The sequence below is a fragment of the Streptomyces sp. NPDC044984 genome (genome assembly GCF_040646935.1).
In the GTDB taxonomy this organism is placed as follows: domain Bacteria; phylum Actinomycetota; class Actinomycetes; order Streptomycetales; family Streptomycetaceae; genus Streptomyces.
Genome location: NZ_JBEZBE010000009.1, coordinates 209,484 through 231,841 on the forward strand (window position 1 = coordinate 209,484; position 22,358 = coordinate 231,841).

At 67.9% G+C, this 22,358-nt stretch carries 25 protein-coding genes and 1 tRNA gene; 10 read left to right on the forward strand and 16 right to left on the reverse strand.

Annotation, left to right across the window (positions count from 1 at the left end):
* Positions 1–321: 321 nt before the first annotated feature.
* Positions 322–1,320, reverse strand: a complete 999-nt coding sequence (locus AB0A94_RS12980; protein WP_361743124.1) for a sigma-70 family RNA polymerase sigma factor — start codon at positions 1,318–1,320, stop codon at positions 322–324.
* 193 nt (positions 1,321–1,513) lie between these two features.
* On the opposite strand from AB0A94_RS12980, the gene AB0A94_RS12985 reads away from it, so the two are divergent.
* A complete protein-coding gene (locus AB0A94_RS12985) occupies positions 1,514–2,032 on the forward strand; it encodes an N-acetyltransferase family protein (protein ID WP_361743127.1) in 519 nt (172 codons plus the stop codon).
* 52 nt (positions 2,033–2,084) lie between these two features.
* On the opposite strand, the gene AB0A94_RS12990 is transcribed toward AB0A94_RS12985, so the two are convergent.
* Complete coding sequence (locus AB0A94_RS12990) at positions 2,085–2,846, reverse strand: class III extradiol ring-cleavage dioxygenase (RefSeq protein WP_361743240.1); 762 nt, start codon at positions 2,844–2,846, stop codon at positions 2,085–2,087.
* A 137-nt stretch (positions 2,847–2,983) separates the two neighbouring features.
* Between AB0A94_RS12990 and AB0A94_RS12995 the strand changes: the two genes are divergently transcribed.
* Complete coding sequence (locus AB0A94_RS12995; protein WP_361743129.1) at positions 2,984–3,505, forward strand: MarR family transcriptional regulator; 522 nt, start codon at positions 2,984–2,986, stop codon at positions 3,503–3,505.
* 156 nt (positions 3,506–3,661) lie between these two features.
* On the opposite strand, the gene AB0A94_RS13000 is transcribed toward AB0A94_RS12995, so the two are convergent.
* Positions 3,662–5,203: an MFS transporter gene (locus tag AB0A94_RS13000; protein WP_361743132.1), complete on the reverse strand. Its 1,542-nt coding sequence runs from the start codon at positions 5,201–5,203 to the stop codon at positions 3,662–3,664.
* 127 nt (positions 5,204–5,330) lie between these two features.
* Positions 5,331–5,972: a TetR/AcrR family transcriptional regulator gene (locus AB0A94_RS13005; protein ID WP_361743135.1), complete on the reverse strand. Its 642-nt coding sequence runs from the start codon at positions 5,970–5,972 to the stop codon at positions 5,331–5,333.
* A 281-nt stretch (positions 5,973–6,253) separates the two neighbouring features.
* On the opposite strand from AB0A94_RS13005, the gene AB0A94_RS13010 reads away from it, so the two are divergent.
* From AB0A94_RS13010 to AB0A94_RS13020, 3 genes are all read left to right on the forward strand, one after another.
* Positions 6,254–7,546, forward strand: coding sequence for a M6 family metalloprotease domain-containing protein (locus AB0A94_RS13010; RefSeq protein WP_361743138.1), 1,293 nt, complete (start codon positions 6,254–6,256; stop codon positions 7,544–7,546).
* Positions 7,547–7,723: 177 nt separating this feature from the next.
* Positions 7,724–7,885: a hypothetical protein gene (locus tag AB0A94_RS13015; RefSeq protein ID WP_361743141.1), complete on the forward strand. Its 162-nt coding sequence runs from the start codon at positions 7,724–7,726 to the stop codon at positions 7,883–7,885.
* Positions 7,886–8,136: 251 nt separating this feature from the next.
* Positions 8,137–8,209, forward strand: a tRNA-Arg gene (locus AB0A94_RS13020).
* A 107-nt stretch (positions 8,210–8,316) separates the two neighbouring features.
* Here the strand turns inward: AB0A94_RS13020 and AB0A94_RS13025 are convergent.
* The 11 genes from AB0A94_RS13025 to AB0A94_RS13075 form a co-directional block, all read right to left on the reverse strand.
* Positions 8,317–9,447, reverse strand: a complete 1,131-nt coding sequence (locus tag AB0A94_RS13025; protein ID WP_361743144.1) for a tyrosine-type recombinase/integrase — start codon at positions 9,445–9,447, stop codon at positions 8,317–8,319.
* Positions 9,447–9,659 carry a helix-turn-helix domain-containing protein gene (locus AB0A94_RS13030; RefSeq protein WP_037640101.1) on the reverse strand — a complete coding sequence of 71 codons (213 nt, stop codon included), beginning with the start codon at positions 9,657–9,659 and terminating at the stop codon, positions 9,447–9,449. Before AB0A94_RS13030 ends, AB0A94_RS13025 begins: the two co-directional genes overlap by 1 nt.
* Positions 9,652–10,947, reverse strand: a complete 1,296-nt coding sequence (locus tag AB0A94_RS13035; protein ID WP_361743147.1) for a replication initiator — start codon at positions 10,945–10,947, stop codon at positions 9,652–9,654. The genes AB0A94_RS13030 and AB0A94_RS13035 overlap by 8 nt, the downstream gene beginning before the upstream one ends.
* A 153-nt stretch (positions 10,948–11,100) precedes the next feature.
* Positions 11,101–11,346, reverse strand: coding sequence for a SpdD protein (locus AB0A94_RS13040; RefSeq protein ID WP_361743150.1), 246 nt, complete (start codon positions 11,344–11,346; stop codon positions 11,101–11,103).
* Positions 11,347–11,371: 25 nt separating this feature from the next.
* Entirely contained in the window at positions 11,372–11,566 is a 195-nt protein-coding gene (locus tag AB0A94_RS13045) for a hypothetical protein (RefSeq protein WP_361743153.1), read from the reverse strand.
* Positions 11,567–11,581: 15 nt separating this feature from the next.
* A complete protein-coding gene (locus tag AB0A94_RS13050) occupies positions 11,582–11,773 on the reverse strand; it encodes a mobile element transfer protein (RefSeq protein ID WP_085478225.1) in 192 nt (63 codons plus the stop codon).
* A gap of 2 nt (positions 11,774–11,775) precedes the next feature.
* A complete protein-coding gene (locus AB0A94_RS13055; protein ID WP_361743156.1) occupies positions 11,776–11,958 on the reverse strand; it encodes a hypothetical protein in 183 nt (60 codons plus the stop codon).
* A gap of 16 nt (positions 11,959–11,974) precedes the next feature.
* Positions 11,975–12,631, reverse strand: coding sequence for a DUF2637 domain-containing protein (locus AB0A94_RS13060; RefSeq protein WP_361743159.1), 657 nt, complete (start codon positions 12,629–12,631; stop codon positions 11,975–11,977).
* Positions 12,632–12,719: 88 nt separating this feature from the next.
* Positions 12,720–14,099, reverse strand: a complete 1,380-nt coding sequence (locus AB0A94_RS13065; protein ID WP_361743162.1) for an FtsK/SpoIIIE domain-containing protein — start codon at positions 14,097–14,099, stop codon at positions 12,720–12,722.
* A complete protein-coding gene (locus AB0A94_RS13070; RefSeq protein ID WP_004986804.1) occupies positions 14,099–14,455 on the reverse strand; it encodes a hypothetical protein in 357 nt (118 codons plus the stop codon). The genes AB0A94_RS13065 and AB0A94_RS13070 overlap by 1 nt, the downstream gene beginning before the upstream one ends.
* Before the next feature lie 154 nt (positions 14,456–14,609).
* Positions 14,610–15,395 carry a GntR family transcriptional regulator gene (locus AB0A94_RS13075; protein ID WP_361743165.1) on the reverse strand — a complete coding sequence of 262 codons (786 nt, stop codon included), beginning with the start codon at positions 15,393–15,395 and terminating at the stop codon, positions 14,610–14,612.
* A gap of 107 nt (positions 15,396–15,502) precedes the next feature.
* On the opposite strand from AB0A94_RS13075, the gene AB0A94_RS13080 reads away from it, so the two are divergent.
* The 4 genes from AB0A94_RS13080 to AB0A94_RS13095 all read left to right on the forward strand — a co-directional run bounded on the left by AB0A94_RS13080 (position 15,503) and on the right by AB0A94_RS13095 (position 17,109).
* Positions 15,503–15,910 (forward strand): NUDIX hydrolase, encoded by a 408-nt coding sequence (locus AB0A94_RS13080; RefSeq protein ID WP_086739627.1) that lies wholly within the window; start codon positions 15,503–15,505, stop codon positions 15,908–15,910.
* A 46-nt stretch (positions 15,911–15,956) separates the two neighbouring features.
* Positions 15,957–16,388: an ATP-binding protein gene (locus AB0A94_RS13085; RefSeq protein ID WP_361743168.1), complete on the forward strand. Its 432-nt coding sequence runs from the start codon at positions 15,957–15,959 to the stop codon at positions 16,386–16,388.
* Between the two features lie 98 nt (positions 16,389–16,486).
* Complete coding sequence (locus tag AB0A94_RS13090; RefSeq protein ID WP_361743171.1) at positions 16,487–16,729, forward strand: hypothetical protein; 243 nt, start codon at positions 16,487–16,489, stop codon at positions 16,727–16,729.
* On the forward strand, positions 16,726–17,109 hold the full coding sequence (locus AB0A94_RS13095; protein WP_361743174.1) for a hypothetical protein: 384 nt from the start codon (positions 16,726–16,728) through the stop codon (positions 17,107–17,109). Before AB0A94_RS13090 ends, AB0A94_RS13095 begins: the two co-directional genes overlap by 4 nt.
* Before the next feature lie 2 nt (positions 17,110–17,111).
* Here AB0A94_RS13095 and AB0A94_RS13100 read toward each other — a convergent pair whose 3' ends face one another.
* On the reverse strand, positions 17,112–17,546 hold the full coding sequence (locus tag AB0A94_RS13100; RefSeq protein ID WP_361743177.1) for a hypothetical protein: 435 nt from the start codon (positions 17,544–17,546) through the stop codon (positions 17,112–17,114).
* Between the two features lie 670 nt (positions 17,547–18,216).
* Between AB0A94_RS13100 and AB0A94_RS13105 the strand changes: the two genes are divergently transcribed.
* Positions 18,217–22,317, forward strand: coding sequence for a hypothetical protein (locus tag AB0A94_RS13105; protein WP_361743180.1), 4,101 nt, complete (start codon positions 18,217–18,219; stop codon positions 22,315–22,317).
* Positions 22,318–22,358 lie beyond the last annotated feature (41 nt).

Genomic DNA, 22,358 nt, shown 5'->3' on the forward strand with positions numbered 1-22,358 from the left:
AATTCTTGTTCCCAGGGCCCGGTGGGTTGAAGCGGCGGGGAACGGCCATGTTTTGCGCGGTCTTTCGCCACCCGGCGTACGCGGCCGGGGTCCGTGCGGACCCCGTCGCTCCCCCGGACCCCGCGCGGCGGCGTCGGCGCCACCGCGCCGGACCCGGCGGCCGCACCGCCGCGTCCGTCTCCGGCGGCCCGGCCGTCACGCTACCGCGCCGTCCGGGTCCCCTCACGCCGTCGCGTCAGCCTCCGGCCGTCACGCCGCCGCACCGGGGACCGGGGGCGGACTGCCGCGCCGCCGTCGCGGCAGCCGCGCTCCGGCCGGGTGTCACGCCGCCGCGTCGAAACCGGTGTCGCGGGCCAGCTTCTTCAGCTCCAGCAGTGCGTGCTTCTCGATCTGGCGGATGCGCTCGCGGGTCAGGCCGTGCTCCTTGCCGACCTCGGTCAGCGTGCGCTCGCGGCCGTCCTCGATGCCGTACCGCATCTTGATGATGGAGGCCGTGCGCTGGTCGAGGCGGCCGATCAGGTCGTCCAGCTCCTCACTGCGCAGCAGCGTCAGCACCGACTGCTCCGGCGACACCGCCGAGGTGTCCTCCAGGAGGTCGCCGAACTGGGTCTCGCCCTCGTCGTCCACCGACATGTTCAGCGAGACCGGGTCACGGGCCCAGTCGAGCACGTCGATGACGCGCTCCGGCGTGGAGCCGAGCTCGGCGGCGATCTCCGCGGGCTCCGGCTCCCGGCCGTGCTCACGGTTGAACTCGCGCTGCACGCGCCGTATCCGGCCCAGTTCCTCCACCAGGTGGACGGGGAGGCGGATGGTGCGCGACTGGTCGGCTATCGAGCGGGTGATGGCCTGGCGGATCCACCAGGTCGCGTACGTGGAGAACTTGAAGCCCTTGCGGTAGTCGAACTTCTCGACCGCGCGGACCAGACCGGCGTTGCCCTCCTGGATCAGGTCGAGCAGCGGCAGGCCGCTCCTGGGGTAGCGGCGGGCCACGGCGACGACCAGACGGAGGTTGGAACGGATGAAGACGTCCTTCGCCCGCTCGCTGGCGTCGACCAGGGCCCGGAGCTCCTCGGGGGTGGCTCCGGCCTTGTTCTCCTCGAGGCCGTCGAGGATCTGCTGCGCGAACACACCCGCTTCGATGATCTGGGACAGCTCGACCTCCTTGGCGGCGTCGAGCAGCGGCGTGCGCGCGATCTCGTCCAGGTACATGCCCACCAGGTCGCGATCGGCGATCTCGCTGCCATGGGCGCGGACACTGCGTGCCGAGTCGGCCGTCTCGCCGGTGGCGGACTGACGACGGGCGACGGCGCGGGTTGCCATGCGTGCTCCCTTGCGATGATGAGGTCAGCGGGTGGTCCTGCGGACGCTTGACACGTCTCTCAGGTCCCTCCGGACTCTGGTCGAGTGCCCTGCATCCGATGGAAACAACGACTGGAATCAGGACAGAATTCCCAACCCGTCCCCCGAATTTTCTGATCATGCAGTACCCTGTCGGCCCACGCGGGGAGGCGCGATGCCGTCGGAGCATGAAGAGGTCCAGGTCAGACCGGGCACGGAGGGCGATCTGACGGCCCTCACCGACCTGTACAACCACTACGTACGTGAGACGGCGATCACATTCGACACGGCCCCCTTCACTCCGGAGGAGCGCCGCCCCTGGCTGCTCTCCCACCCGGTAGACGGCCCGCACCGCCTGATGGTTGCCACGGGTGCCGGTTCGCGGGGAATCCTGGGGTACGCCACCTCCAGCCCCTTCCGCCCCAAGCCCGCCTACGCGACCTCGGTGGAGACGACGGTCTACGTCGCCCCGGACTCCGGCCGGCGCGGCATCGGCACCCTCCTCTACAAGGCCCTCTTCGAGGCCCTGGCGGACGAGGACCTGCACCGCGCCTACGCCGGCGTCGCCCAGCCGAACGACGCCTCGACGCGGCTGCACGAGCGTTTCGGCTTCCGGCACGTCGGCACGTACCGGGAGGTGGGCCGGAAGTTCGGCCGCTGGTGGGACGTGGCCTGGTACGAGAAGCCCCTGTAGCCGCTGGTGGGACGAGGCCTGGTACGAGAAGCCCCTGTAGCCGCCGGAGGGGTCAGCCGAACTGCACCGACCGCTTGGCCAGCCCCAGCCAGAACCCGTCGATCACGGACTTCTGTTCCCCGAGTTCCCCGGCGGCGTCCGCGGCACCCATGGTCACGAAGAGCGGGGCGAAGTGTTCGGTGCGCGGGTGGGCGAGCAGGCCGGCCGGGGACTTGCGGGTGAAGTCGAGCAGTGCGTCCACGTCGCCCGACTCCAGGGCCTCCCGGCCCCAGGCGTCGAACTCCGCCGACCAGGCGGGGATGCCGCCCTGCCGGAGTGCGGCGAGGTTGTGGGTGAAGAACCCGGAGCCGACGATCAGCACGCCCTCGTCGCGCAGCGGCGCGAGCCTGCGCCCGATCTCCATCAGCCGCACCGGGTCCAGGGTGGGCATGGAGACCTGGAGCACCGGGATGTCGGCCTCGGGGTACATCTCGACCAGCGGGACGTAGGCCCCGTGGTCCAGGCCCCGGTCGGGGACGTCCTGGACGGGCGTGCCGGGGGCGCGCAGCAGCCCCCGCACCGAGTCGGCGAGCGCGGGGGCGCCGGGGGCGCCGTAGGTGACCCGGTAGTAGTGCTCGGGGAAGCCCCAGAAGTCGTGGACCAGGGGGACGGTCTCGGTGGCGCCGAGGGCGAGCGGGGCCTCCTCCCAGTGGGCGGAGACGACCAGGATCGCCTTCGGGCGGGGCAGCCCGGCCGACCAGGCGGCCAGTTCGCCGGGCCAGACGGGGTCGTCGGCCAGGGGCGGGGCGCCGTGGCTGAGGTAGAGCGCGGGCATGCGTTCCTGGGTGGCGGCGGTCATGACGGCGGCTCCCTTCGGCGGGCTTCCAGCATTGCTTGAACTCTCAACTTCCAGCATCGACTGTACGCCGATTTTGTTTAACCTTCAAGAAGAGCGGCCGTACAGTGGAGTACATGAACACGGCACCCGCAGCATCATCGGCATCCGCCGAGGAACCCCGCTGGCTCACCGACGAGGAGCAGCGCGTCTGGCGCTCGTACATCGAGGCCGCCACCCTCCTGGAAGACCACCTCGACCGCCAGCTCCAGCGCGACGCGGGAATGCCGCACGTCTACTACGGCCTGCTGGTCAAGCTCGCCGAGTCCCCGCGCCGCCGGCTGCGGATGACGGAACTGGCGATGTCCGCGAAGATCACCCGCTCCCGCCTCTCGCACGCCGTCGCGCGCCTGGAGAAGAGCGGCTGGGTACGCCGCGAGGACTGCCCCTCCGACAAGCGGGGCCAGTTCGCCGTGCTGACGGACGAGGGCCTGGAGGTGCTGCGCCGGCACGCGCCCGGCCACGTGGACGCCGTACGCCAGGCGGTCTTCGACCGGCTCACCCCCGAGCAGCAGAAGTCCCTCGGCGAGATCATGCGGATCGTCGCCGAGGGACTTCAGCCGAGCGGAGCGGGCGCGGACCTGCCCTGGCTCCGCTGACGGGCGGGAGCCGGGGCAGGTCCGGGGAACCGTACGGAGGAGGCGTCCCCTCCTCTTCCGTACGGGTGGTGAGGACCTCTTCCGTATGAAGTGAGGACCTCTTCCGTGCGGAGTGAGGACCTCTCCCCTACGGAGTGAGGGATCGGCGGGTGGCCGTCAGTGCATGGCCACCGGCACCGCCAGCTCGTCCCCGACGGCCTCGTCGGCGGACCCGGCGACCGCGGTGCCGCCCGGCTTGCCGGCGTTGATCAGGACCAGGGCGATGGCCGCGGCCGCCACCAGGATCCCGACCGCGAACCAGATCGCGCTGGTGTAGCCCTGCACCTGCCCCTGGAGCTGGACCAGCTGCTGCTGGGGCGGGCTCGTGGCGCCGCCGATGTGGTCGGTGACGTAGGACGTGGTGGCCGAGGCCGCGATCGTGTTCAGCAGGGCCGTGCCGATGGCGCCGCCCACCTGCTGCGAGGTGTTGACCATCGCGGAGGCGACACCGGAGTCACGCGGCTCGACGCCCATCGTGGACAGCGACATGGCCGGCATGAACGCCGTACCCATGCCGAGACCGAGCAGCAGCATGCCGGGCAGCAGGACGCCCGCGTACGAGGTGTCGATCTCCAGCTGGGTCAGGAAGAGCATGCCGAGCGCGGCGACCAGGAAGCCGGGGCCCATCAGCAGCCGGGGCGCGACCCGGGTCATCAGCCGGGTGCCGATCTGGGTGGAGCCCGTGATCATGCCCGCGATCATCGGCAGGAAGGCGAAGCCGGTCTTGACCGGCGAGTACCCCTTCACGACCTGCAGGTAGTACGTCAGGAAGAGGAACAGGCCGAACATCGCGATGATCGCCAGGCCCAGCGAGAGGTAGACCCCGCCACGGTTGCGCTCGGTGACCACGCGCAGCGGCAGCAGCGGCGCCTTGACCTTGGCCTCGACGGCCACGAAGGCGGCGAGCAGCACGGCGGAGGCGACGAACATGCCGATCGTCAGCGAGTCGCTCCAGCCCTCGGACTCCGCGCGGGTGAAGCCGTAGACCAGCGCGACCAGACCCACGGTCGACAGCACCACACCGGGGATGTCCAGCGGCGAGCGGTTGCGGCCGCCCTCCGGCTCACGGATGACGAAGTACGCGCCGGCCGCGGCGACCACGGCGAACGGGATGTTCACGAAGAACGTCCAGCGCCAGTCCATGTACTCGGTGAGGAAACCGCCGAGGATCAGACCCACGGCACCGCCGCCACCGGCGATCGCGCCGTAGATGCCGAACGCCTTGGCGCGCTCCTTGCCGTCGGTGAACATCACCGCGAGCAGGGACAGCGCGGCGGGCGCGAGCAGCGCGCCGAAGACACCCTGGAGGGCGCGGGCGCCGAACATCATGGCCTCGTTGGTGGCCGCGCCGCCGAGCGCGGAGGCCACGGCGAACCCGGCCAGGCCGAGCACGAAGGCCCGCTTGCGTCCCCACAGGTCGGCTATCCGGCCGCCGAACAGCAGCAGTCCGCCGAAGGCGAGGGCGTAGGCGGTGACCACCCACTGGCGGTTGCCGTCCGAGATGCCCAGGTCCTGCTGGGCGGAGGGCAGGGCGATGTTCACGATGGTGGCGTCGAGGACCACCATCAGCTGGGCGAGCGCGATGAAGACGAGCGCTTTCCAGCGGTTGGCGTCGGGGACGCTCAGGGCCTTTCCGGCCGCCGAGGCTGTCTGAGACATGGGGGTACCCACTTCGGAAGTGTGTGACGGAAATTAAGAAAGATGTAATGAAAAATCGGTGTCGTCAGGGAACGACTCGCCCCGGGGACGGCCGCTGTACGGGAATCCTGCTCGCGTCAGAGATCGCTCAGCAGCGCAGATCCTCCACGGTCACTGCCGTACCCGGCAGAACGGTCGGGGCCGGGGCCCGCATCCCGTCCAGGAACAGCTGCAGATGGCGGTGGACGAAACGGTCGGCGCTGACGCAGCCGGTACCGGCCGGGGGCCGGCTCAGCTGGGCGACGCCCACCATCAGATCGCCGTACTCCACGTCGGCGCGGAGCTGACCGGCCGCCTTGGCGCGGTCCATCAACTGCGCGACGAGGCTCTCGGCGCGCCGGCGTGCGTCCTCCAGGTCGGGGTGGTGCTGGTCGAAGGTGCTGGAGACCATCGGGCACAGCGCGCTGATCCGCTCGTCTGCGGCCGTGTGCGCGAAGCGCTCCAGTGCCTCGAAGGCGTCCCCGCTCTCGCTGAGCGCCTGCTCGGCCGCCCGCACCGTACGGTCCATCACGGAGCAGACGACCTCGCGCACCAGCGCGTCGCGGTCGGGGAAGTTGCGGTACACCGTGGCGTTGCCGACGCCGGCCCGGCGGGCGACGTCGTCGAGCGGCACATCGGGCCCGAACTCGACGAACATCTCCCGGGCGGCGGTGACGATCCGCTCCCGGTTGCGCAGGGCGTCGGCGCGGGGCCGGGGCGCCTTGCGCGGCACGGGGGTGGCGGTCTGCACGGTGCACTCCTAGGTCGTTGCGGCTTCGCCTTGTCGTCATCTCCCGGCAATCCGGGGAGTGAATCCCCGTTTCGCACGGACACAGGTTCAAACGGGGAAACGATCCCCGGTTATTTCCCGCCCCCGGACTCTTTTCCTGTGACCCGCCTCACACCACTCGGGCCTTACGGCCCGCCCCACGATCGGACTTCCCAGCAGGCGCCCGCACACCCGGCGACGCAGGGTGATCACAAGGGTGCAGCCGGAGACCGGCGGCTGCCGTGTGGAGCGGAGGTCCCCGCATGCAGCCGCAGCCGAGCCGACGCCGGATATCTCCGCGCCGGCTGGCCGCCCTGGCATCGGTGACCGCCCTGACCCTCGCGGTCAGCACCTCGGCCGGCAACGGCCGCCTCTCCCCCGCCACCTCCCCCGCCGGTGCCGGCCCCAGCGCCCTGTCCCCCCTCTCCGCGCACGGCCCCTGCACGATCACCGCGGACCGGGAGACCCAGATGTCCGAGGGCATCCCCACGGCTCCCGGCTACACCCGCTCCACCGGCACCGTCCGCGCCCTCACCCTGATGATCGACTTCTCCGACGCGCCCGGCGAGGGCGACGCCCTCGACCGCTACCGCGAGTTCTTCCCCCAGACCCGCCAGTGGTTCGCCACCAGCTCCTACGGCCGCCTCGACTACCGCCCCGAACTCCCCGTCCCCGACTGGATCCGGATGCCCAAGTCGTTCCGCGCGTACGGCATAGAGCGCGGCGCCCCCTTCGACCCCGGTTACCGCGAACTGGTCCGCGACATCGTGGCCGAGGCCGATCCCGAGGTGGACTTCCAGTCGTACGACCTGCTGAACGTGCTGGTGAGCCCCAACGCGGGCCCCGCCGCCCTCGACACGGTCCTGTCCGTGACCTTCGCCGGCAACAAGGAGGCCCCGAGCGCGGACGGCGTCCCCGTCGCCAACGCGTCCTTCGTCTACTCCCGCCAGGACGACGGCTCCGGCTCCTACGACCGCACCGGCTACCGCGTGCTGCCGCACGAGAACGGCCACGTCTTCGGCCTGCCCGACCTCTACACCGCCGAGGGCGGCGGCGCGGTCGGCCACTGGGACATCATGAGCGAGGACTGGGGCGCCAACAACGACTTCCTCGCCTGGCACAAGTGGAAGCTGGGCTGGCTGGACGCGTCCCAGGTCGGCTGCGCGGCGGCCCCGGGCACGCGGGAGTACGTCCTCACCCCCCTCGCCCTGACAGGCGGCCCGAAACTCGTCTTCATCCCCCTGAACGGCCACTCCGGCTACGCCGTCGAACTGCGCACCCGCGCCGGCAACGACGAGGCGGTGTGCCGCCCCGGCGTCCTCGTCTACCGCGTCGACGCGAACGTGGACACCGGCATGGGCCCGGTCACCGTCCACGACTCCCGCCGCGACAGCGGCGGCTGCACCCGCTCCCCCAACGTCCACGCGGAGCTCTCGGACGCGACGTTCGCACCGGGCGAGACCTTCGCGGACCGCCGGGCGGGCGTCCGGGTGACGGTGACGGCAGCGGAGGCGGAGGAGTACCGGGTGCGGGTGACCCGTACGTCACCGGGCTGATCCCCGGCACGGAGGAAGCCGGGCCCCTAGACGCCGACGCCCCGACACTGGAGAGGACGCGACCCGCCCCGATCCGACACGGCCCGACACGACCGGTGACAATCACCGGACCGCGCCCCCGGACCGGCTCCAACTGAGATGCTCCGTACGACAGTCACGCATCGACAGGGGAGCTTCATGACGGAGACGCAGCCGGCCGCCCCGAAGCCCGGGACGACGGAGGTGCCCAGGGGACGGACCCGATGGGGGACGGTCGCCGCGATCCTCGGGGTCCCCGCACTGGCGGTGACCGGATTCCTGACCCTGATGGCACTCTGGGTGCTGTTCGGCGAGGCCTGACGGAAGCCACGCACCGCCCGGCGGTACGGGAGGCCGGCGCGAGTCGGCGGGCACGCCGACGAGGTCGAACACCCCGCCCCCACCCGGCCGCGCCGCTCCGGCCGGCCCGCCTTCCCCCACACCAGCACCCGCCGCAGCACCGATCCGGTACCCTGTGGATCGAGCGCCCTGGCAGGCACCACAACCGCCGGCCCAAGGCGCTCAGGGCTTGACAGAGACACCCGCCCGGCACCGTCTCACGATCAGGCCCCGCCTTCGTAGCTCAGGGGATAGAGCACCGCTCTCCTAAAGCGGGTGTCGCAGGTTCGAATCCTGCCGGGGGCACAGCGAGAAGGGCCAGCTCAGGAGGGGTTTCCTCCCGGGTTGGCCCTTCGTCGTGTCCGGGGTCGTGCCACACACGTGCCACTAATGCCACGCGGATGCCGCATCCTCTACCCCGAGGCCCCTCCCCCGCCGTCGCGGATCATGGCCCCGAGCCGGTCGGCGATGGCCCGGTCCCGGTCGCTGGTCATGTGCTGGTAGATCAACGCGGCCCGGGAGCTGCTGTGCCCCATCCGCGTCATCAGCTCCCGCGTGCTGGCCCCGGCCGTCGAGGCCAGCGTGTTGCCCGTGTGCCGCAGGTCGTGGAAGTGCAGCTCGGCCGTGACGCCCGCGGCCTTCCGGGCCTCGACCCAGTCGTCTCGGAAGTTGCTGCGCCGCAGCTGCCCGCCCTGCGGCCCGACGAAGACGTGTCCGTCGCGGCCGGGAGCGGCGAAGTGCTCCAGGTGGTGCGTGACCGCGTCGAGCAGTTCGGCGGGGAAGGAGACGGAGCGCACCCCGGCCGCGGATTTCGGCGCCTTGTCGAAGAGCCGGCCGTCCTGCAGCTCGGCCTGAGCACGGCGCACGGTGACGGTCAGCCCCTCCAGGTCGATGTCCCGGCGCCGCAGGGCCGCCAGCTCCCCGAACCGCAGGGTGGTGAAGGCCGCCAGGAGCACGAGCAGCCGGAAGCGCGACGCGATGGAGTCGGCGACGGCGAAGACCTCCGCCACCGTGAGGACCGGCCGCTCGGGCACGTCGTAGCGGTCCGCGCCCTTGATGCGGCACGGATTGCGCCGGATCAGCTCGTCGTCCACGGCCGTGTTCATCAGGGCGCGCAGCAGCTGGTACGCCTTGACCACCGACGGCTCACCGACGCCGGCCGCGAGGAGTTTGCCGCGCCAGCTTCGCACCCGGGCCGTCGTCACGTCGGCCACGCTCCCGGTTCCGAAGGTGGGCAGGATGTGCAGCCGCATCACCGACTCGTTCCGCTCACGGGTGCGGTCGGCGAGCTTTCGGTCCCGCAGCCACGCGGTGGCGTACTCCTCGAAGTTCACCGCTCCGGCGTCCGGGTCCGACCACTGTCCGCGCGCGATGTCCGACTCGATGTGCGTCAGGGCAACTTGGGCATCGGTCTTAGTCGCGTACGTCTTCTCCGCCGGGCGCAGCTGCCCCGTCTCCGGGTCCCGGTAGCGGACCTGCCAACGACCGGACGGAAGCTGTCGGACCGAGCCGAAGTCCCGGCGCCTCCCCTTCTTGTTGGCCATCAGGCAGCCCTCCGCAGGGAGCTACGGCGGTCGCCGATCGGCTGCACCGTGTTGGCGTCGATGAAGGCGTTCAGTGCGCTCTCCGGGATGCGGACGTGACGGCCGACCTTGACGAACACGATGCGCCGCTCGGCGATCAGGCGGCGCGGGAAACGTTCCGTGGTGCCGAGGAGTTCGGCCACCTGCGCCACGGTCAGGTAGCGGTCAGCCATGGGTGGGTTCTCCTTCCGTTCCGGGAGCGGGTTCGAGGGTTTCGGCGAGCCAGGCTTCGGCGTCGGTGAGGCCGGTCCCGGCGTAGACCCAGTGCGCGAGGACGAGGGTCGTGTCCGGGTCGGTCTCGGCCGCTGTCAGGGCCTGTGCGCGGCGCCAGTCGGCGCGGGCGTCGCGGAGGGCGCCGAGGGTGGTGGAGTAGCGGCGGGACTTGGTGGAGAAGTGGCCGCGGAAGCCGAGCATGTGGGCCCAGGCCCGCAGGCGGAGGTGTTCGAGATCCTTACGCGCGCCGAGAGTCCAGGCGGTGCGGATGAGCCGGCGGGCGTGGTCGCTGATGTCGAGCTGGGCGAGTTCGGCGAGGAACCTCAGCGGCCGGTCGAGAGCTCCCGTCGCCGTCTCGGCGCCCTTGGTGGCGTACTTGGCGATGTACGCGGCGACGGCCCGCTCGGTCAGTTCCTGGCCGCCGTCGAAGTCGGCCGAGCGGATGGTGCGCACGTCGAGCTGACGGCCGAAGGCGAAGGTGTGGGCCCGGCCGTCGATGACCGGGCCGTCCACGCGGGCGGCGGTGGCGGCGGCCCGGATGGCGTCGGTCAGCAGCTCGGCGGTGGCCCAGGCGGGAGGCGGGGTGTCGCCGCCCTCGGGGCCGTCGATGCGGATGACGGCGTGAAAGTGGACGGCTCCGCGCTTCTGGTACTCGGCGACCTTGGCGAAGGACACCCGGGCGTGCTCGCGGAAGGCCCGCTGTGTGAGTCCGGCGCGCTTGGCGACTTCCCGGCGCAGGTAGATGGAGAAGCGCCGCCACAGCGGACCGGCGTGCGCGTTCCAGAGGACGGCCGCTTCGTAGTCGTAGGTGTCCGGGTCGAGCGGGGTGCCGAGGGCGGGGTCGTCCTGGTCGTGGAGCGCGCCGCAGCGGCAGCGGCGGACCGAGCCGGCCGGGCCGGTGGGGCGGTTGTGGACCGGGCCGAAGCCGGGGGCGGTGAAGGTGGCGAAGACGCGCGGGTGGGCGGCGACGCGTTCGGGGACGCCCTTGCCGCCGCGCAGTCCGGAGGTGATCAGGTGGAAGGTGTCGCGGCGGTACACCTCGGCGCAGGCCGCGCACCGGGTGGTGCGGCGGTTGTTGCAGCGGACCAGGAGGTGACCGGCCGGGAGGCCGGCGGAGTCGAGGTGGTGGAGGACGGTGCCGATCTCGCCGGTGCGGGTGTCGACGGCGTACTCAGTGCGGTGGCCATCGAGGCGGATCGGGTGCGTGCAGCCGCCGAGGCCGGCGAGTTGGCGCAGGAGTGCGGGCATGGTGCCGAGGGCGGCCAGTTCGCCGAGTTCGTGGAGCGGGGGCGGAGTGGCGCGGGTGATGATGGCTTTCTCCTTCTGGTTCGGCTGGAGGGAGACGGCCCCCGGGGCGGCGGATGCTTGGCGGTATCGAGGCCGCCCCGGGGGTCCGGTGCGTCAGCGGCGGTGCTGGTCGCGGAGCAGCGAGCGCAGGACCACGGCGGCGACGGCCACGGAGACGGCCGTGACGGCGACGGCGGCCAGGAGCGCGGTCAGCACGACGCCGCCGACGAGGACGGCCGCGACCGCTCCGGTGCTGACGGAGATCTGAGGGACCGACCTCCGAGCGGGAGCCTGGTCGGCCACAGTGTGGGGGTGCGCGGGCGGCAGTGTCGGACTGTCGGGGTATTTGGGCAGGAACACGGCGGAACTCTCCTTATCTACTCGTCTAGTCGTGTGAGCCGTTGACGATGTCCACGCCGGAGCGCGTGCCGGACTCGATGGCGGGAACCATGAAGGTGTCCGAGAGCCAGAAGCCGAAGAGGGCGATCAGGACGACGATCCAGGTGCGGACGCCGAGGAACTTGACCGCTCCCCAGGCGAAGAAGCCGAGGAGGACGACGAGCGGCAGGCTGACGGTCACGGTGTACGGGTCCTTTCAGCGGACGGGGCAGCGGTGGGTACGGGCGGCCAGCTCGGCGGCGGCGCGGCTGTCGTAGTCGGCGGAGAAGCCGCAGCGCGGGGCCGTGCAGGCGGCGGTGTGCTTCTCTCGGCCGCGCCCGTCGTAGGACGTGCCGACCTGGACGGGGCCGATGCGGCTGACGTTGCGGAAACGCTTCGGTGCGGGCATGGTCAGTTCTCCTGTCGCAGGCTGGGGCCGGGGAACTCGCGCAGGATCCGGGCGGCTTCCCCGGGGTCCGACGTGCGGTCGGCGGCTTCTTCGGCGAGGAGCCGAGCGAGCGCCGACCGACCGCTTACGGCCATCTCGCGGGCCGCTTCGAGGTAGTCGGCGGCCGTGTTGAAGCAGAGAGGCATGGTTCTCCTTTGTCGGTCAGGTGAGCTGGGCGGCGATGGCGTCGGCCATGGGCGGTGGGACGCCGAGGCGGGCGCGCTGGGTCGGGGTGTCGATGGCCGTTCCGGTGCGGGCGTGGTGCTCGGCGGCGACTTTGCGGGCGTGCTCGACCAGGGCGGCCGGGACCGTGACCGGCGGCTGAGCCGGAGCCGGTGCCGGCTCGACTGCCGGAGGCGCCGGGGGTTCCGGTGCGGGATCGGGCGCGTCCTCCTGGTCCTCGATGTCCTCGGGCGTCTCCTGGTCCACGGCGTTACTGGTCTCGTTGTGCGTGGTCGGTGACGAGTGGACGAGGAGGGTTCCGCCGAGGAAGGCGACCGCGGGCCAGCCCGCGACGAGGATGCGGAGCCAGGCCGGCACATGGTCCAGGTCGAGCAGTCCGGCGGTGGCGACGTTCGCGCCCAGGGACGCGGCGAGGGCGATCAGGAACCAGCACCACCCGGCCGCTTTCGCCTCGCCGGACCGCAGTCGGCGCCAGGCGGCGACGAGCAGCAGGTCGACCGAGACGGGATAGGCCCACGCCTTCCACCCGTCCTGTCCGGCCGCCGAGGCGACGTCGTGCAGGTGGGCGAAGGACAGCGCGGCGGCGATGACCGCTTGGACGAGCACCGCGTCGACACGGGCCAGGTGGGCGCGCATGCTGCGGCTCCTTCCGGGTTCGGGCATGGGAGGGGTAGGGACATGGCGTGAGGCGGTCACGCCGACCGGGGGTGAGCGCGGACGCGGGTCAGTCGGTCACCGGGCGGGGCCGCACGACCGGGCCCGGTGTCTCGACGGGCGGACCTACGGGCACGTCGGGCCGGAAGGGCTTGAGCGCGGGCAGGTCGGGGACCAGGTGGGCCGACTCGCGGCAGATCTCGGCGGCGTCGCCGAGGGAGAGGTACGGCGTGCGGATGCGGGACCAGCCGCCGGAGGTGTCACCGGCCACGGCGAGGCCGGGCCGTTCAGGGGCGATGGCGCAGGCGGCGGAGACCGCTTCGGGGGCGATGTCGCCGAGCGCCATCTTGGCGGAGGCTTCGTCGTTGACGCGGTGGCAGACGCGGCCGGTCAACTGGGCCCGCAGCATGGTCGCGCCCTTGCCCAGTTCGGCGCCGAAGCGCTGTCCGCAGACCTCCAGGTAGATGCCGGCGGCCCGGCCGAGCTGGGCGAGCCGGATGAGCTGGGTGACCATCTCGTCCCGGCGTTCCTCGTCCTTCTTCGTGGCGACGAGGAAGAGTTCGGCCACCTCGTCGACGAACAGCACGACGGGCACCGGGCGTTCGTGCTCGGGCAGGCCCCAGATGTCGGAGGTGATCTCCTCGTCCGGCGTGCTCGGCGCGATGCCCTGCCGGGCCTTGATCAGGTCGTACCGATCCTCCATTTCCCTGATCAGCGCGGGTAGCAGTTCGGCGGCTTGCTCCGGGTCGGTGGCAAGTGCCGACAGGCGCGGGGCGAAGGGCGCCAGTTCCACGCCCCGCTTGCAGTCGATGCCGACCAGGGCGACGGGCTGGCGGGCGAGGCTGGCGACGAGGTGACGCAGGTACATGGACTTGCCGGACAGCGTGGCACCGAGGGTGAGTTGGTGCGGAACGGTGCGGTAGTCGCGCACGAACGGAGTGGCATCCTCGCGCAGCGCAACCGGCACCCGGAGCAGATCCGGACGGAGCTTGCGCGGCATACGCACCCGCCGCAGCACATCGAAGCCGACAAGCCGCAGTTCGACCACGCCCGGCTTGACCGTGGTCACGTAGACGGCGTGGACGCCCCAGGCGTGCCGCAGTCGTTCGGCGGAGGCGGCCACGTCGGCGGGTTCCTGCCCCGGGGCGAGCCGCAGGCGGACCCGCAGCCCCGTCGTGGTCGGCCGGATGATCCCCCGGCGCGGCGGTACGGGATGGACCTCACGGCGAGTGGTGGCCTTGACCGCCAGGACCCGCAGCCGGGAGGGGGCCACGGTCAGCCCGCACGCCTCCATGACGGAGCCGTAGGAGCCGAGCAGCCGGACCATGGACACCGGTAAGCCGACCGTGGACCAGTAGACGCCCGGGTGTCGCGCCCGGGCGTAGGCGGCCCCACCGCCGAGCGCGGCGACGGGACCACCCACCTCCAGAAGCGTTGCCAGGTCGGTCATCAGGCCGACGCCCCCACGGCGGCCGGGAAGGCGGCCGGAGTGACGGCGGCGGCCCGGAAGGCGATGCCGTGCCGCTGCTGGCCGTTGAACACGCTCTCCCACGGCCGGGCGACCAGGCCCGGCAGGGAGACCGGGGCACCGAGGGCGAGCCCTTCCGACACCCCGCTCTCCGGAACGGTCACCTTGATCAGGGACGACTCCCCCTCCTCGATGTACACGACGCCGATCGTCATCAGCGCCTCACCGCTGACGGCGTCCTTCGCGATCTCGCCCGACTGCCGGTCGCGGACCTTGGGCTCGGGCGCCTCGGTCAGCAGGATCGTCGCGGCCGAGGTCTCCACACGGATGGTGCGCAAGGTTTCTTCCCATCTACTCGTCTAGACAAGATGCATTCTTCGAACCCGACGACGCCGGGAACGGGATCACCTTGCCACACAACTTGCCCACTCGTCTATACGAGTATGCATGCCGGTGTGTACGAGTCCGGGAAGTGGCCTCGCGCACCGCCGATCAGGTCGCCGGAAGCTGGTAGGAGAGGACGTACGCGTCCGCCGCCATCACCGTGTCGCAGACCTCCACGGCCCGCCCCGCAATGTCGAAGGCGGTACGAATCAGATGGATCACCGGCACACCGGAGGCCAGTTGCAGCGTCTTCACCTCGGACGGCGAAGGCATCCGGGCCCGGATCTCCTCCTCGAAGTGGTCGAGCTGGTGACCCAGTTCCTCGAGACGGGCGTAGATGCCGCCGGGGCCCGGGTTGGGCTCGGCGATCTGCGTCCCGCGGGCGATGTCGAGCGGAAGGTAGGACGTGGCGAACTCGACCGGCCGGCCGTCGAGCAGGTACCGGCGACGCCGGGCGAGCACGCGCCGCACGGAACCGAGCCGGGTGGAGACGTCCTGGCCGGCCTTCTCCTCCTTCACCTCCAGACTGTCCACGGTGGGGTGACTGCCGGCAGCGTCGGCCTCCACGATGAACGCTGACTTCCCCTGCTCGCGATGGCGCCGGGCGAACCGGTCGGAGGCGAGGCGGCGCACCGGAGGCCGGGGCCGTACGAAGACACCCCGGCCATGCTCGGCGTGCACCAGGCCCTCGCCCTGGAGGATCGAGAAGGAGTTCCGGACCGTCATCCGGGAAACTCCGTAGTGCTCGACCAATTCGGCCTCGGAAGGCAGCTTCTCCCCTTCCTTGAATCGCCCACGGTCAATGGCCTCACGCAGCTGGTCGGCGATCTGCCGGAAGACCGCGCGATCACTGGTCGGGTCGAGGCCGCCGAGAATGCTCGGTAGAGACGCCATGCGTACTCCTTTAGGTATCTAGACGAGTGGGCGAGTCTTGTTGCTACGGTGGAGAGCCTAGTCAGCCGAGAGGGCCGAGGAACGTGAGCACAGAACGCCCGCACTCCGTGAGCGTCGCCGGGGTCATCGTCGATGACCAAGGCCGGGCCCTCCTGATCAAGCGCCGCGACAACGGCCACTGGGAACCCCCGGGCGGAGTCCTCGAACGCGAGGAGACCATCCCCGAAGCCCTCCAGCGCGAAGTCCTCGAAGAGACCGGCATCAAGATCGAGCTTCCCGCAACCCTGACCGGCGTCTACAAGAACATGACGGGCCTGATCGTCTCCCTCGTCTTCCGCTGCCAGGCGGCCGACGGCACTCCCACCACGGGGGACGAGACCCACGCGTTGCGCTGGGCCACCCGCGAAGAAGTCATCGAACTCGCCGACGAGGCGTACGCGATCCGCGTGCTTGACGCACTCGACGCGGCGTCCCCGCCGGCCGTCCGCGCCCACGACGGCGTGAAACTCGTCTAGCCCGAACCCGCTGCACATGGCGGCCTACCAGCACGAAGGAACTTGTATGCACGAGTATACGAGTAGCGCACGGGTCTGGGGGCTCAGTTGCCCAGGATTCCCGGAAGAGGTCAGCAGGGCCCGCCGCTGGACCCGCGACATCCTGCGAGGTTCGCCGTTGGCCGAGGACGCCGAGCTGATCGTCAGCGAGCTGAGCGCGAACGCGATCCTCCACACGGCCAGCGGCCAGGCATCAGGCAGCTTCCATCTGGCGCTCGCGGTCTCCTCGCAAGTGATCGCCCTGTCCGTCACGGACGACGGAAGCACCGGCACGGCGCCGAAGGTCGAGCACCAGGACCAGGAGGCGGAGCACGGCCGGGGCCTGGGCATGGTCAGCGCACTCGCTCACCGGGTCGTCGTCCACGGCAGCCACGGCGGCCACACGATCACCGCGGAACTCTTCACCGATGCCAGGCCAGCAGGAGGGCACCCGTGCTGACGTCCGCTCCTCCCGCAGCGCTGAGCACAGGCAGCCGGCCCCTCCCCTACCGATGCCGAGCCGCCGCCTATCCGTTGAACGAGGTCTGTTCCATCCCCTTGGGATCACACGACGCCACGAGCCCACGCCTGGCACTGCGCTGGTTACGCGAGCGCACGCAGCACATCACCGATCAGCTCGACGCCGCATACGCACAGCCGGGCCTGCACTGGCTGACGGACGAGGCCGAACACGAACGAGCCCTCGCCTACCTGACCAGCGGCATGGGTTACCAGCTCACTCTCTACGACGAGAGCACCCGCTACGTGTTGCTGGCCTACCCGGCGGGAGCGACCCCATGAACGGGCCCACCCGCGGCTACTGGTGCGAATGCTGGACCGAGCAAGTCACCGGCACAGGAGGGCCGGCGCGCCTTGCATCGTTCGACGCGTACTCGGCACCCCAGGCAGACCGCTGGGTAGCCATCGCTCTCCGCACCATCTCACCGGCGCTCGACTCCGACGCGTCGGACGAAGCGTGGACGTGGCTGTACGAAGAGCGCGCCGAGACCCGCAGAGCCCTGATGCGCTCCGAGCCCTGCACTGTGACCATCACCCATGCCGACGTCCGCATCACCTGGACGGTCCACCCCGTGCTCTTCCTGCCCCTCGCCCACCGAGAGGAAGGATCACCGGCCTGCGCAGGGCTCTCCTCATCGGCGGCTGGCGAGTCCTACCGATGACGTCACTGAGGCACCCGGCCGACTGTGAACCCCTCACCGTCCTGGAACTCGATCAACACTCCACTGTCGACAAGGTAGACCCAGCACTCATAGCAGTCCGCCAGAACCACATCGGCATGCGCTGCCACCAGACCAGCCTCCACAGCGACCGAAGGCACCATGAGGTTCCCCCAGAACAGAACAACCAGTTCATCCGGTCCTGCCAACTCACACAGCATCTTCCGGAGCTCCCCACCGTCGAACGCCGGGGATCTCCGCAACACTTCAGCACCTCGCCAGTCCAGTCGACAGGACCCCACGGCGCCGAAGCGGTTCAGACTCAGTGCGGCAAATGTCCTGTCCTCCTTGTAGGAGAGAACCACGGCCGCATCACCGAAAGCCTCCAGCAGGCCCCCAAGCACTTCGACCTGCGTTCCGTAACCGGCCTCAGCTCCCAAGCCCCTTCCTCCTCTCCACCCATCGCCGACTGAGTTACAACTTTCTCTACTGGTTCAAGGCGGCTCGCTCCGCTCACCGCGCGCGGCCCGGCCCCCGGCCGGGCCTGCACTCCTGTCTCCGCCCCGCTCCAGCCCGGCCGGCGCCCGCGCCGCGGTCACAGCGGTCAGCCGCCTAAAGCCAGAGGGTGCGTATCTCATGACTGAGTTGGCGCATGGCTGCCCCTGATGATGCTCGACGCCACAGAGCAGGCCACCGGCCAAACCGGCTTCGGCGCCCTATCACTCTGGTATGGCCCGTTCAGCGCGGACTGGATCGTGCACGACCATACAACTGTCACGCCTTGAGCCGTAACATGGGTCTGTGCGGAACGGTTCACAGGCCAGCAAACAACCGAAACCGGCAAGCCCATATTCCACGGGCGGAGGCGGCACAGTCCTTGAGCATCGTTATGGCGCGGTCCTCCTGAGCCAGCTCCTCACGGGTGATCCCTTAACTGAGCTAGGCGACGACATCACACCACTGCAAATCGCTTTTCAAGCGAGTTCTTTTAGTCCAGTCGACGACATTGTCGTGACGGGGAGCTCAAGCGATGGGAAAGAGCGCAGGGTGTCAATAGGCGTGCGACGTGACCCATCGTTTACAACGAGCGATACTTCAACGGTGCACCTTATGGGCTCTTATCTCCGCCTGTTGCGCCAGAACGCTACAGACGTCGAATCAGGAGCATGGAGACTCGCCCTTAGTACTGCAAGCCCCAATCCCCATGTGCGACAAATAAGAGAGCTTGCTTCAATCGCGAGGGATGTACTCACTGAGAGGCAATTCCGCGCCGAGGTTTCACGCCCAGGACGCACGAACCGGGACGTCCGAGAGCGGTTGCGGCATTTTGACAAGGTCATCGCTGCCGCCATAAAGGTCGCCGATCTGGATGATCACGTCGGTCCTACAGGTGCCCTTACCTGGCAGCTACTGAAATCTCTATATCTTCGAGAGTTACGACTAGAAGGAAATGACGAGACTGATCGCACCCAAGCAATCGCTCGACTGAGACAGGTAACAGCAGACAGAACAAACGCGACTGCCGATCGACTTTTTAGCCGGCTCTGCGAGCTAGTAGGGCGTTATGCTCCTGCCGCAGCAACCAAAGATGAGTCAACACTCCGGCGCGACCTTGCAGGGTTCCCTCTAACGCCACCCACCACAAGCAGCACATCCCACTTCTCCGCACCTCCGAAGAGATCATCGGACGGAATCGACAACTCAGTCCAGGTGGCGGAGCTATCCGAACCACCGGTGCGCTCCAACTACATTTCGCAGGTGCGCCGAATTGCCCCCGACGAATTGGTAGGTCGAGAAGAGGAGCTCAATCACCTAGCTGAGTTCTGCACTTCCTTTGAATCCGAACCTTACTTGTGGTGGAGAGCAAAAGCGTGGGCTGGCAAGTCAGCTTTGCTGTCGTCTTTCGTCCTAAATCCACCAGCCAATGTTCGTATAGTATCTTTCTTTATTACTGCCCGACTGGCTGGGCAAGCTGACCGCATCGCGTTTTCCGACGTGGTGCTAGAACAGTTTCTTGAAATAGTCGGTGAACCGATGCCTCCATTGCTCAGTGATGCCACTCGAGAGGCACACCTGCTTGGGTCGCTGGAGCGGGCAGCAGAGATTTGTCGACAAAGAGGCGAGCGGTTGGTCCTGGTCGTTGATGGACTTGACGAAGACCAGGGAGTCACGGTCGGCCCCGACGCGCATAGCATTGCTGCGCTCCTACCCTCACACTTGCCCGCCGATATGCGCGTCATCGTGGCTAGTCGGCCTCATCCGCCGATCCCTGCGGACGTACCCGACGATCATCCACTACGGCAACGTGTGGCAATCCGTTCCCTCACGGTTTCTGCACATGCTGAAGTAGTCCGCCAGGATGCAGAACGCGAGCTCAAAAGACTTTTGCGAGGTAATCAAACAGAATTGGATTTACTAGGGCTCCTGACAGCTGCTGGGGGTGGACTCACTGCGACAGACCTGGCCGAGCTGACTGGGCTGTCCACCTGGGAAATCGAAGATTACCTGAGCGCCGTATCCGGCCGTACTTTCATGTCACGGGCCGGCCGCTTGCGATCTGACGCAGTCTACATGCTTGGTCATGAGGAGCTTCAGCAACAAGCAGCTTCCTTCCTCGGAGCGCGGCGCTTGGAAGCATATCGACAGACTCTATACTCTTGGGCGGATGATTACAGCCGCCGGCAATGGCCTCCAGAGACCCCAGAATATCTGCTTCGAGGGTATTTCAAACTTCTGCGCGCTGTAGGCGACCAACAACGCATGCTGGCTTGCGCGACAGATCCCCATCGCCACGATCGAATGCTTGATCTAATCGGCGGAGACACTAGTGCACTTGCAGAGATCACAACAACTCAGGAGGTAATCGCGAGTCAGGATGAGCCGGATCTGTCCGCCATGAGCAGGCTTTCGATTCATCGAGTGCGACTGTCTTCACGGAACGACAACATGCCGGCGAATCTACCAGGCGTTTGGGCAAAAATCGGATACTCAGACCGCGCCGAGGCATTGGCCCGATCGATCACCGTGCCGTTTCGCCGGGTGCAAGCGCTAGCTGCAGTAGCGCGAGAAGTGGCTGACTCAGGGGATCTATCAAAGGCCACAAAGATCACCATTCAGGCTGAACAAGCCGTAGATGATGTAGCCGATGACTACGATCGGGCACAGGCAGTCGCGGTGGTAGCACGTGCAGCCGCCAAAGCCGGGGAGTCGCGTCGAGCTCGCATTCTGATCAATGACGCTGAAACCATGGCTAGCGCGTTGACCGATATACCTCGTCAAGGTCAGGTGCTAGCGTCAATTGCACGCGCCGTAGCCTGCGTAGGGAATGTAAGCCGCGCTAGCAGAATTGCACAGGATATTCCCGCTTGGTCTGAGCGCGCCCTAGCATTGATGGCCGTGGCGACAGAGTCAGCCAGCTCAGGTGACATCACAGTCAGCCGCCGAGTTGCCCACTCCATCAGAAGCCGTTCTGAGCGGGCCCAAGCCCTTTCCGCTGTGGCTCGAGCAGAACATGCAAATGGTGCACGTCGTAAGGCGATCAAGACCATCACCATTGCTGAGTCAACGGCTCGTGCAATTCGCAACCCGAGTCGCCAGGTGTGGACACTCGTTTCTGTAGCTCTGGGAGCTAGTGATATCAGGCGAACTGACACGGCCACCGAGATACTCCGATCTGCCGAGCGCCTAGTTAACAAGATTACCAAACCCTCCGACCGAGATGATGCACTAACAGTTATTGCCCGTGTGACAGCAACAGTCGGAGACGCAGCACGCGCAAGACGACTCGTCCGAGAGGTAAACAGCCCAAGTCGGCGAGTTAAGGCGCTTGCTGGCCTTGCATCTGGCCTGGCGTCGGCTGGCTGCGTGCGCGAAGCCATCGATATTGCCAGCGAGACCGAGCAATCTGCCCGGAAGATCAGCAGTCCGTCTCAATCCGTGAAAGGCCTGGCTGCACTCTCTCAGGCTGTTGCTGCGGCAGGAGACGTCGATCGCGCGGAAAGAATCGCTGCAGCAATATCTGCACTACCCCAACGGGAGAGGACGTTGACCGTTGTCGCAGAGGCTATAGCACGAAGTGGTGATCTGGAGCGAGCAATCACGCTGGCCACCTCGATGACTGACGAATCTCAACGAGATAAGACGCTTTCGATCATTGCATCGGTAGCAGCCACTGCTGGCGATCTCGCAGGTGCGAGAAGAGTCGTCAGCTTGATTCAAGACCCAGCTAGACAGACGAAGGAGCTGACTGCCTTCTCAAAGCTCACCAGGATTCGAGAAACGCAACGTCAGAGCGACGGCAGCCCTGCACCAGGCACACCGAAGCAACTCGATTGTCCAGAAGAAGTATGGGGGCCAGTAAGTACTGGAGATTTTTCCACCGCCAAGGAAAAGGCACTCACAATTGACGAGCCCTACCGCCAGTTTAAGGCGATGTTGGCAATTTCATGTGCGGTCGCAGCGAGCGGTGACATCAATGGGGCGCAGGAATACATCTCCTTGATTGAAAATATTCCACTGCGCGCCAAGGCCTACGTCTCCCTTGGAGAGACCCTTGTCCAGAGCGGCGAAGAAGAGGATATGGCGAAAGGACTCCTTGACCGAGCAGTTGTCCTGGCTGGAACGATCCCTAGCCTAACTTACCGACAGCAGGTGACAGCTCAAATCGTGCAGCGACTCGCCGATTACGGAGACCTGGATAGGGCTGAAACGGTCGCTTGCTCCATGGCCGCCTCTCCCGAACAGCAAAAGGCCTTAGCAGCTATTGCCGTGTCGGCCGCCAGAGCTGGACGCTGGGAGCAGGCCAAGAAGCTCGCTAACTCAATCACTGAATCACGAAAAAGGGATCGGGCTCTGTATCTAATCACGGAGACGGGAGTCCGGGAGGGGAGTCTGGAAGCGGCCGAAGAGATTGCGCGTTCAATTGCTTATCCTATTCCGCAAGCCCAGGCATTGGGTGTGGTTGCGCGTGCGTTCGCTACTGCCGGGCAGATCGAACGCGCCAAGGAAGTAGCCTTTTCGATTGCCCACCTTCCTGAGCAGGCTCGAGCCCTTACGGTTATGGCATCTAACGTCGCCCCTCCGGATTCTCGCGACCTGCTCGCTCAAGCGCTGACAGTCGGGCATTGGCAAATCTGCCTGCCTGTTTTGGTACGGACCGAACCAGACGTAATTTCGGTCATGTCCGAAGAATTTCTTCGGACAACAGGTTAAATCACGGAGTGACGGACGGGCTTGCTCGCCTCGGCTGAGCG

Excerpts from the sequence above, each read along its gene's own strand:
- AB0A94_RS13060 (WP_361743159.1), bottom strand. The coding sequence starts at position 12,631 with ATGCGCGCCCACCTGGCCCGTGTCGACGCGGTGCTCGTCCAAGCGGTC.
- AB0A94_RS13000 (WP_361743132.1), bottom strand. The coding sequence starts at position 5,203 with ATGTCTCAGACAGCCTCGGCGGCCGGAAAGGCCCTGAGCGTCCCCGAC.
- AB0A94_RS12980 (WP_361743124.1), bottom strand. The coding sequence starts at position 1,320 with ATGGCAACCCGCGCCGTCGCCCGTCGTCAGTCCGCCACCGGCGAGACG.
- AB0A94_RS12990 (WP_361743240.1), bottom strand. The coding sequence starts at position 2,846 with ATGCCCGCGCTCTACCTCAGCCACGGCGCCCCGCCCCTGGCCGACGAC.
- AB0A94_RS13010 (WP_361743138.1), top strand. The coding sequence starts at position 6,254 with ATGCAGCCGCAGCCGAGCCGACGCCGGATATCTCCGCGCCGGCTGGCC.
- AB0A94_RS13105 (WP_361743180.1), top strand. The coding sequence starts at position 18,217 with ATGGGCTCTTATCTCCGCCTGTTGCGCCAGAACGCTACAGACGTCGAA.
- AB0A94_RS13025 (WP_361743144.1), bottom strand. The coding sequence starts at position 9,447 with ATGGCCAACAAGAAGGGGAGGCGCCGGGACTTCGGCTCGGTCCGACAG.
- AB0A94_RS13085 (WP_361743168.1), top strand. The coding sequence starts at position 15,957 with ATGCACGAGTATACGAGTAGCGCACGGGTCTGGGGGCTCAGTTGCCCA.
- AB0A94_RS13055 (WP_361743156.1), bottom strand. The coding sequence starts at position 11,958 with ATGCCTCTCTGCTTCAACACGGCCGCCGACTACCTCGAAGCGGCCCGC.
- AB0A94_RS13075 (WP_361743165.1), bottom strand. The coding sequence starts at position 15,395 with ATGGCGTCTCTACCGAGCATTCTCGGCGGCCTCGACCCGACCAGTGAT.
- AB0A94_RS12985 (WP_361743127.1), top strand. The coding sequence starts at position 1,514 with ATGCCGTCGGAGCATGAAGAGGTCCAGGTCAGACCGGGCACGGAGGGC.
- AB0A94_RS13065 (WP_361743162.1), bottom strand. The coding sequence starts at position 14,099 with ATGACCGACCTGGCAACGCTTCTGGAGGTGGGTGGTCCCGTCGCCGCG.
- AB0A94_RS12995 (WP_361743129.1), top strand. The coding sequence starts at position 2,984 with ATGAACACGGCACCCGCAGCATCATCGGCATCCGCCGAGGAACCCCGC.
- AB0A94_RS13015 (WP_361743141.1), top strand. The coding sequence starts at position 7,724 with ATGACGGAGACGCAGCCGGCCGCCCCGAAGCCCGGGACGACGGAGGTG.
- AB0A94_RS13095 (WP_361743174.1), top strand. The coding sequence starts at position 16,726 with ATGAACGGGCCCACCCGCGGCTACTGGTGCGAATGCTGGACCGAGCAA.
- AB0A94_RS13035 (WP_361743147.1), bottom strand. The coding sequence starts at position 10,947 with ATGCCCGCACTCCTGCGCCAACTCGCCGGCCTCGGCGGCTGCACGCAC.
- AB0A94_RS13030 (WP_037640101.1), bottom strand. The coding sequence starts at position 9,659 with ATGGCTGACCGCTACCTGACCGTGGCGCAGGTGGCCGAACTCCTCGGC.
- AB0A94_RS13050 (WP_085478225.1), bottom strand. The coding sequence starts at position 11,773 with ATGCCCGCACCGAAGCGTTTCCGCAACGTCAGCCGCATCGGCCCCGTC.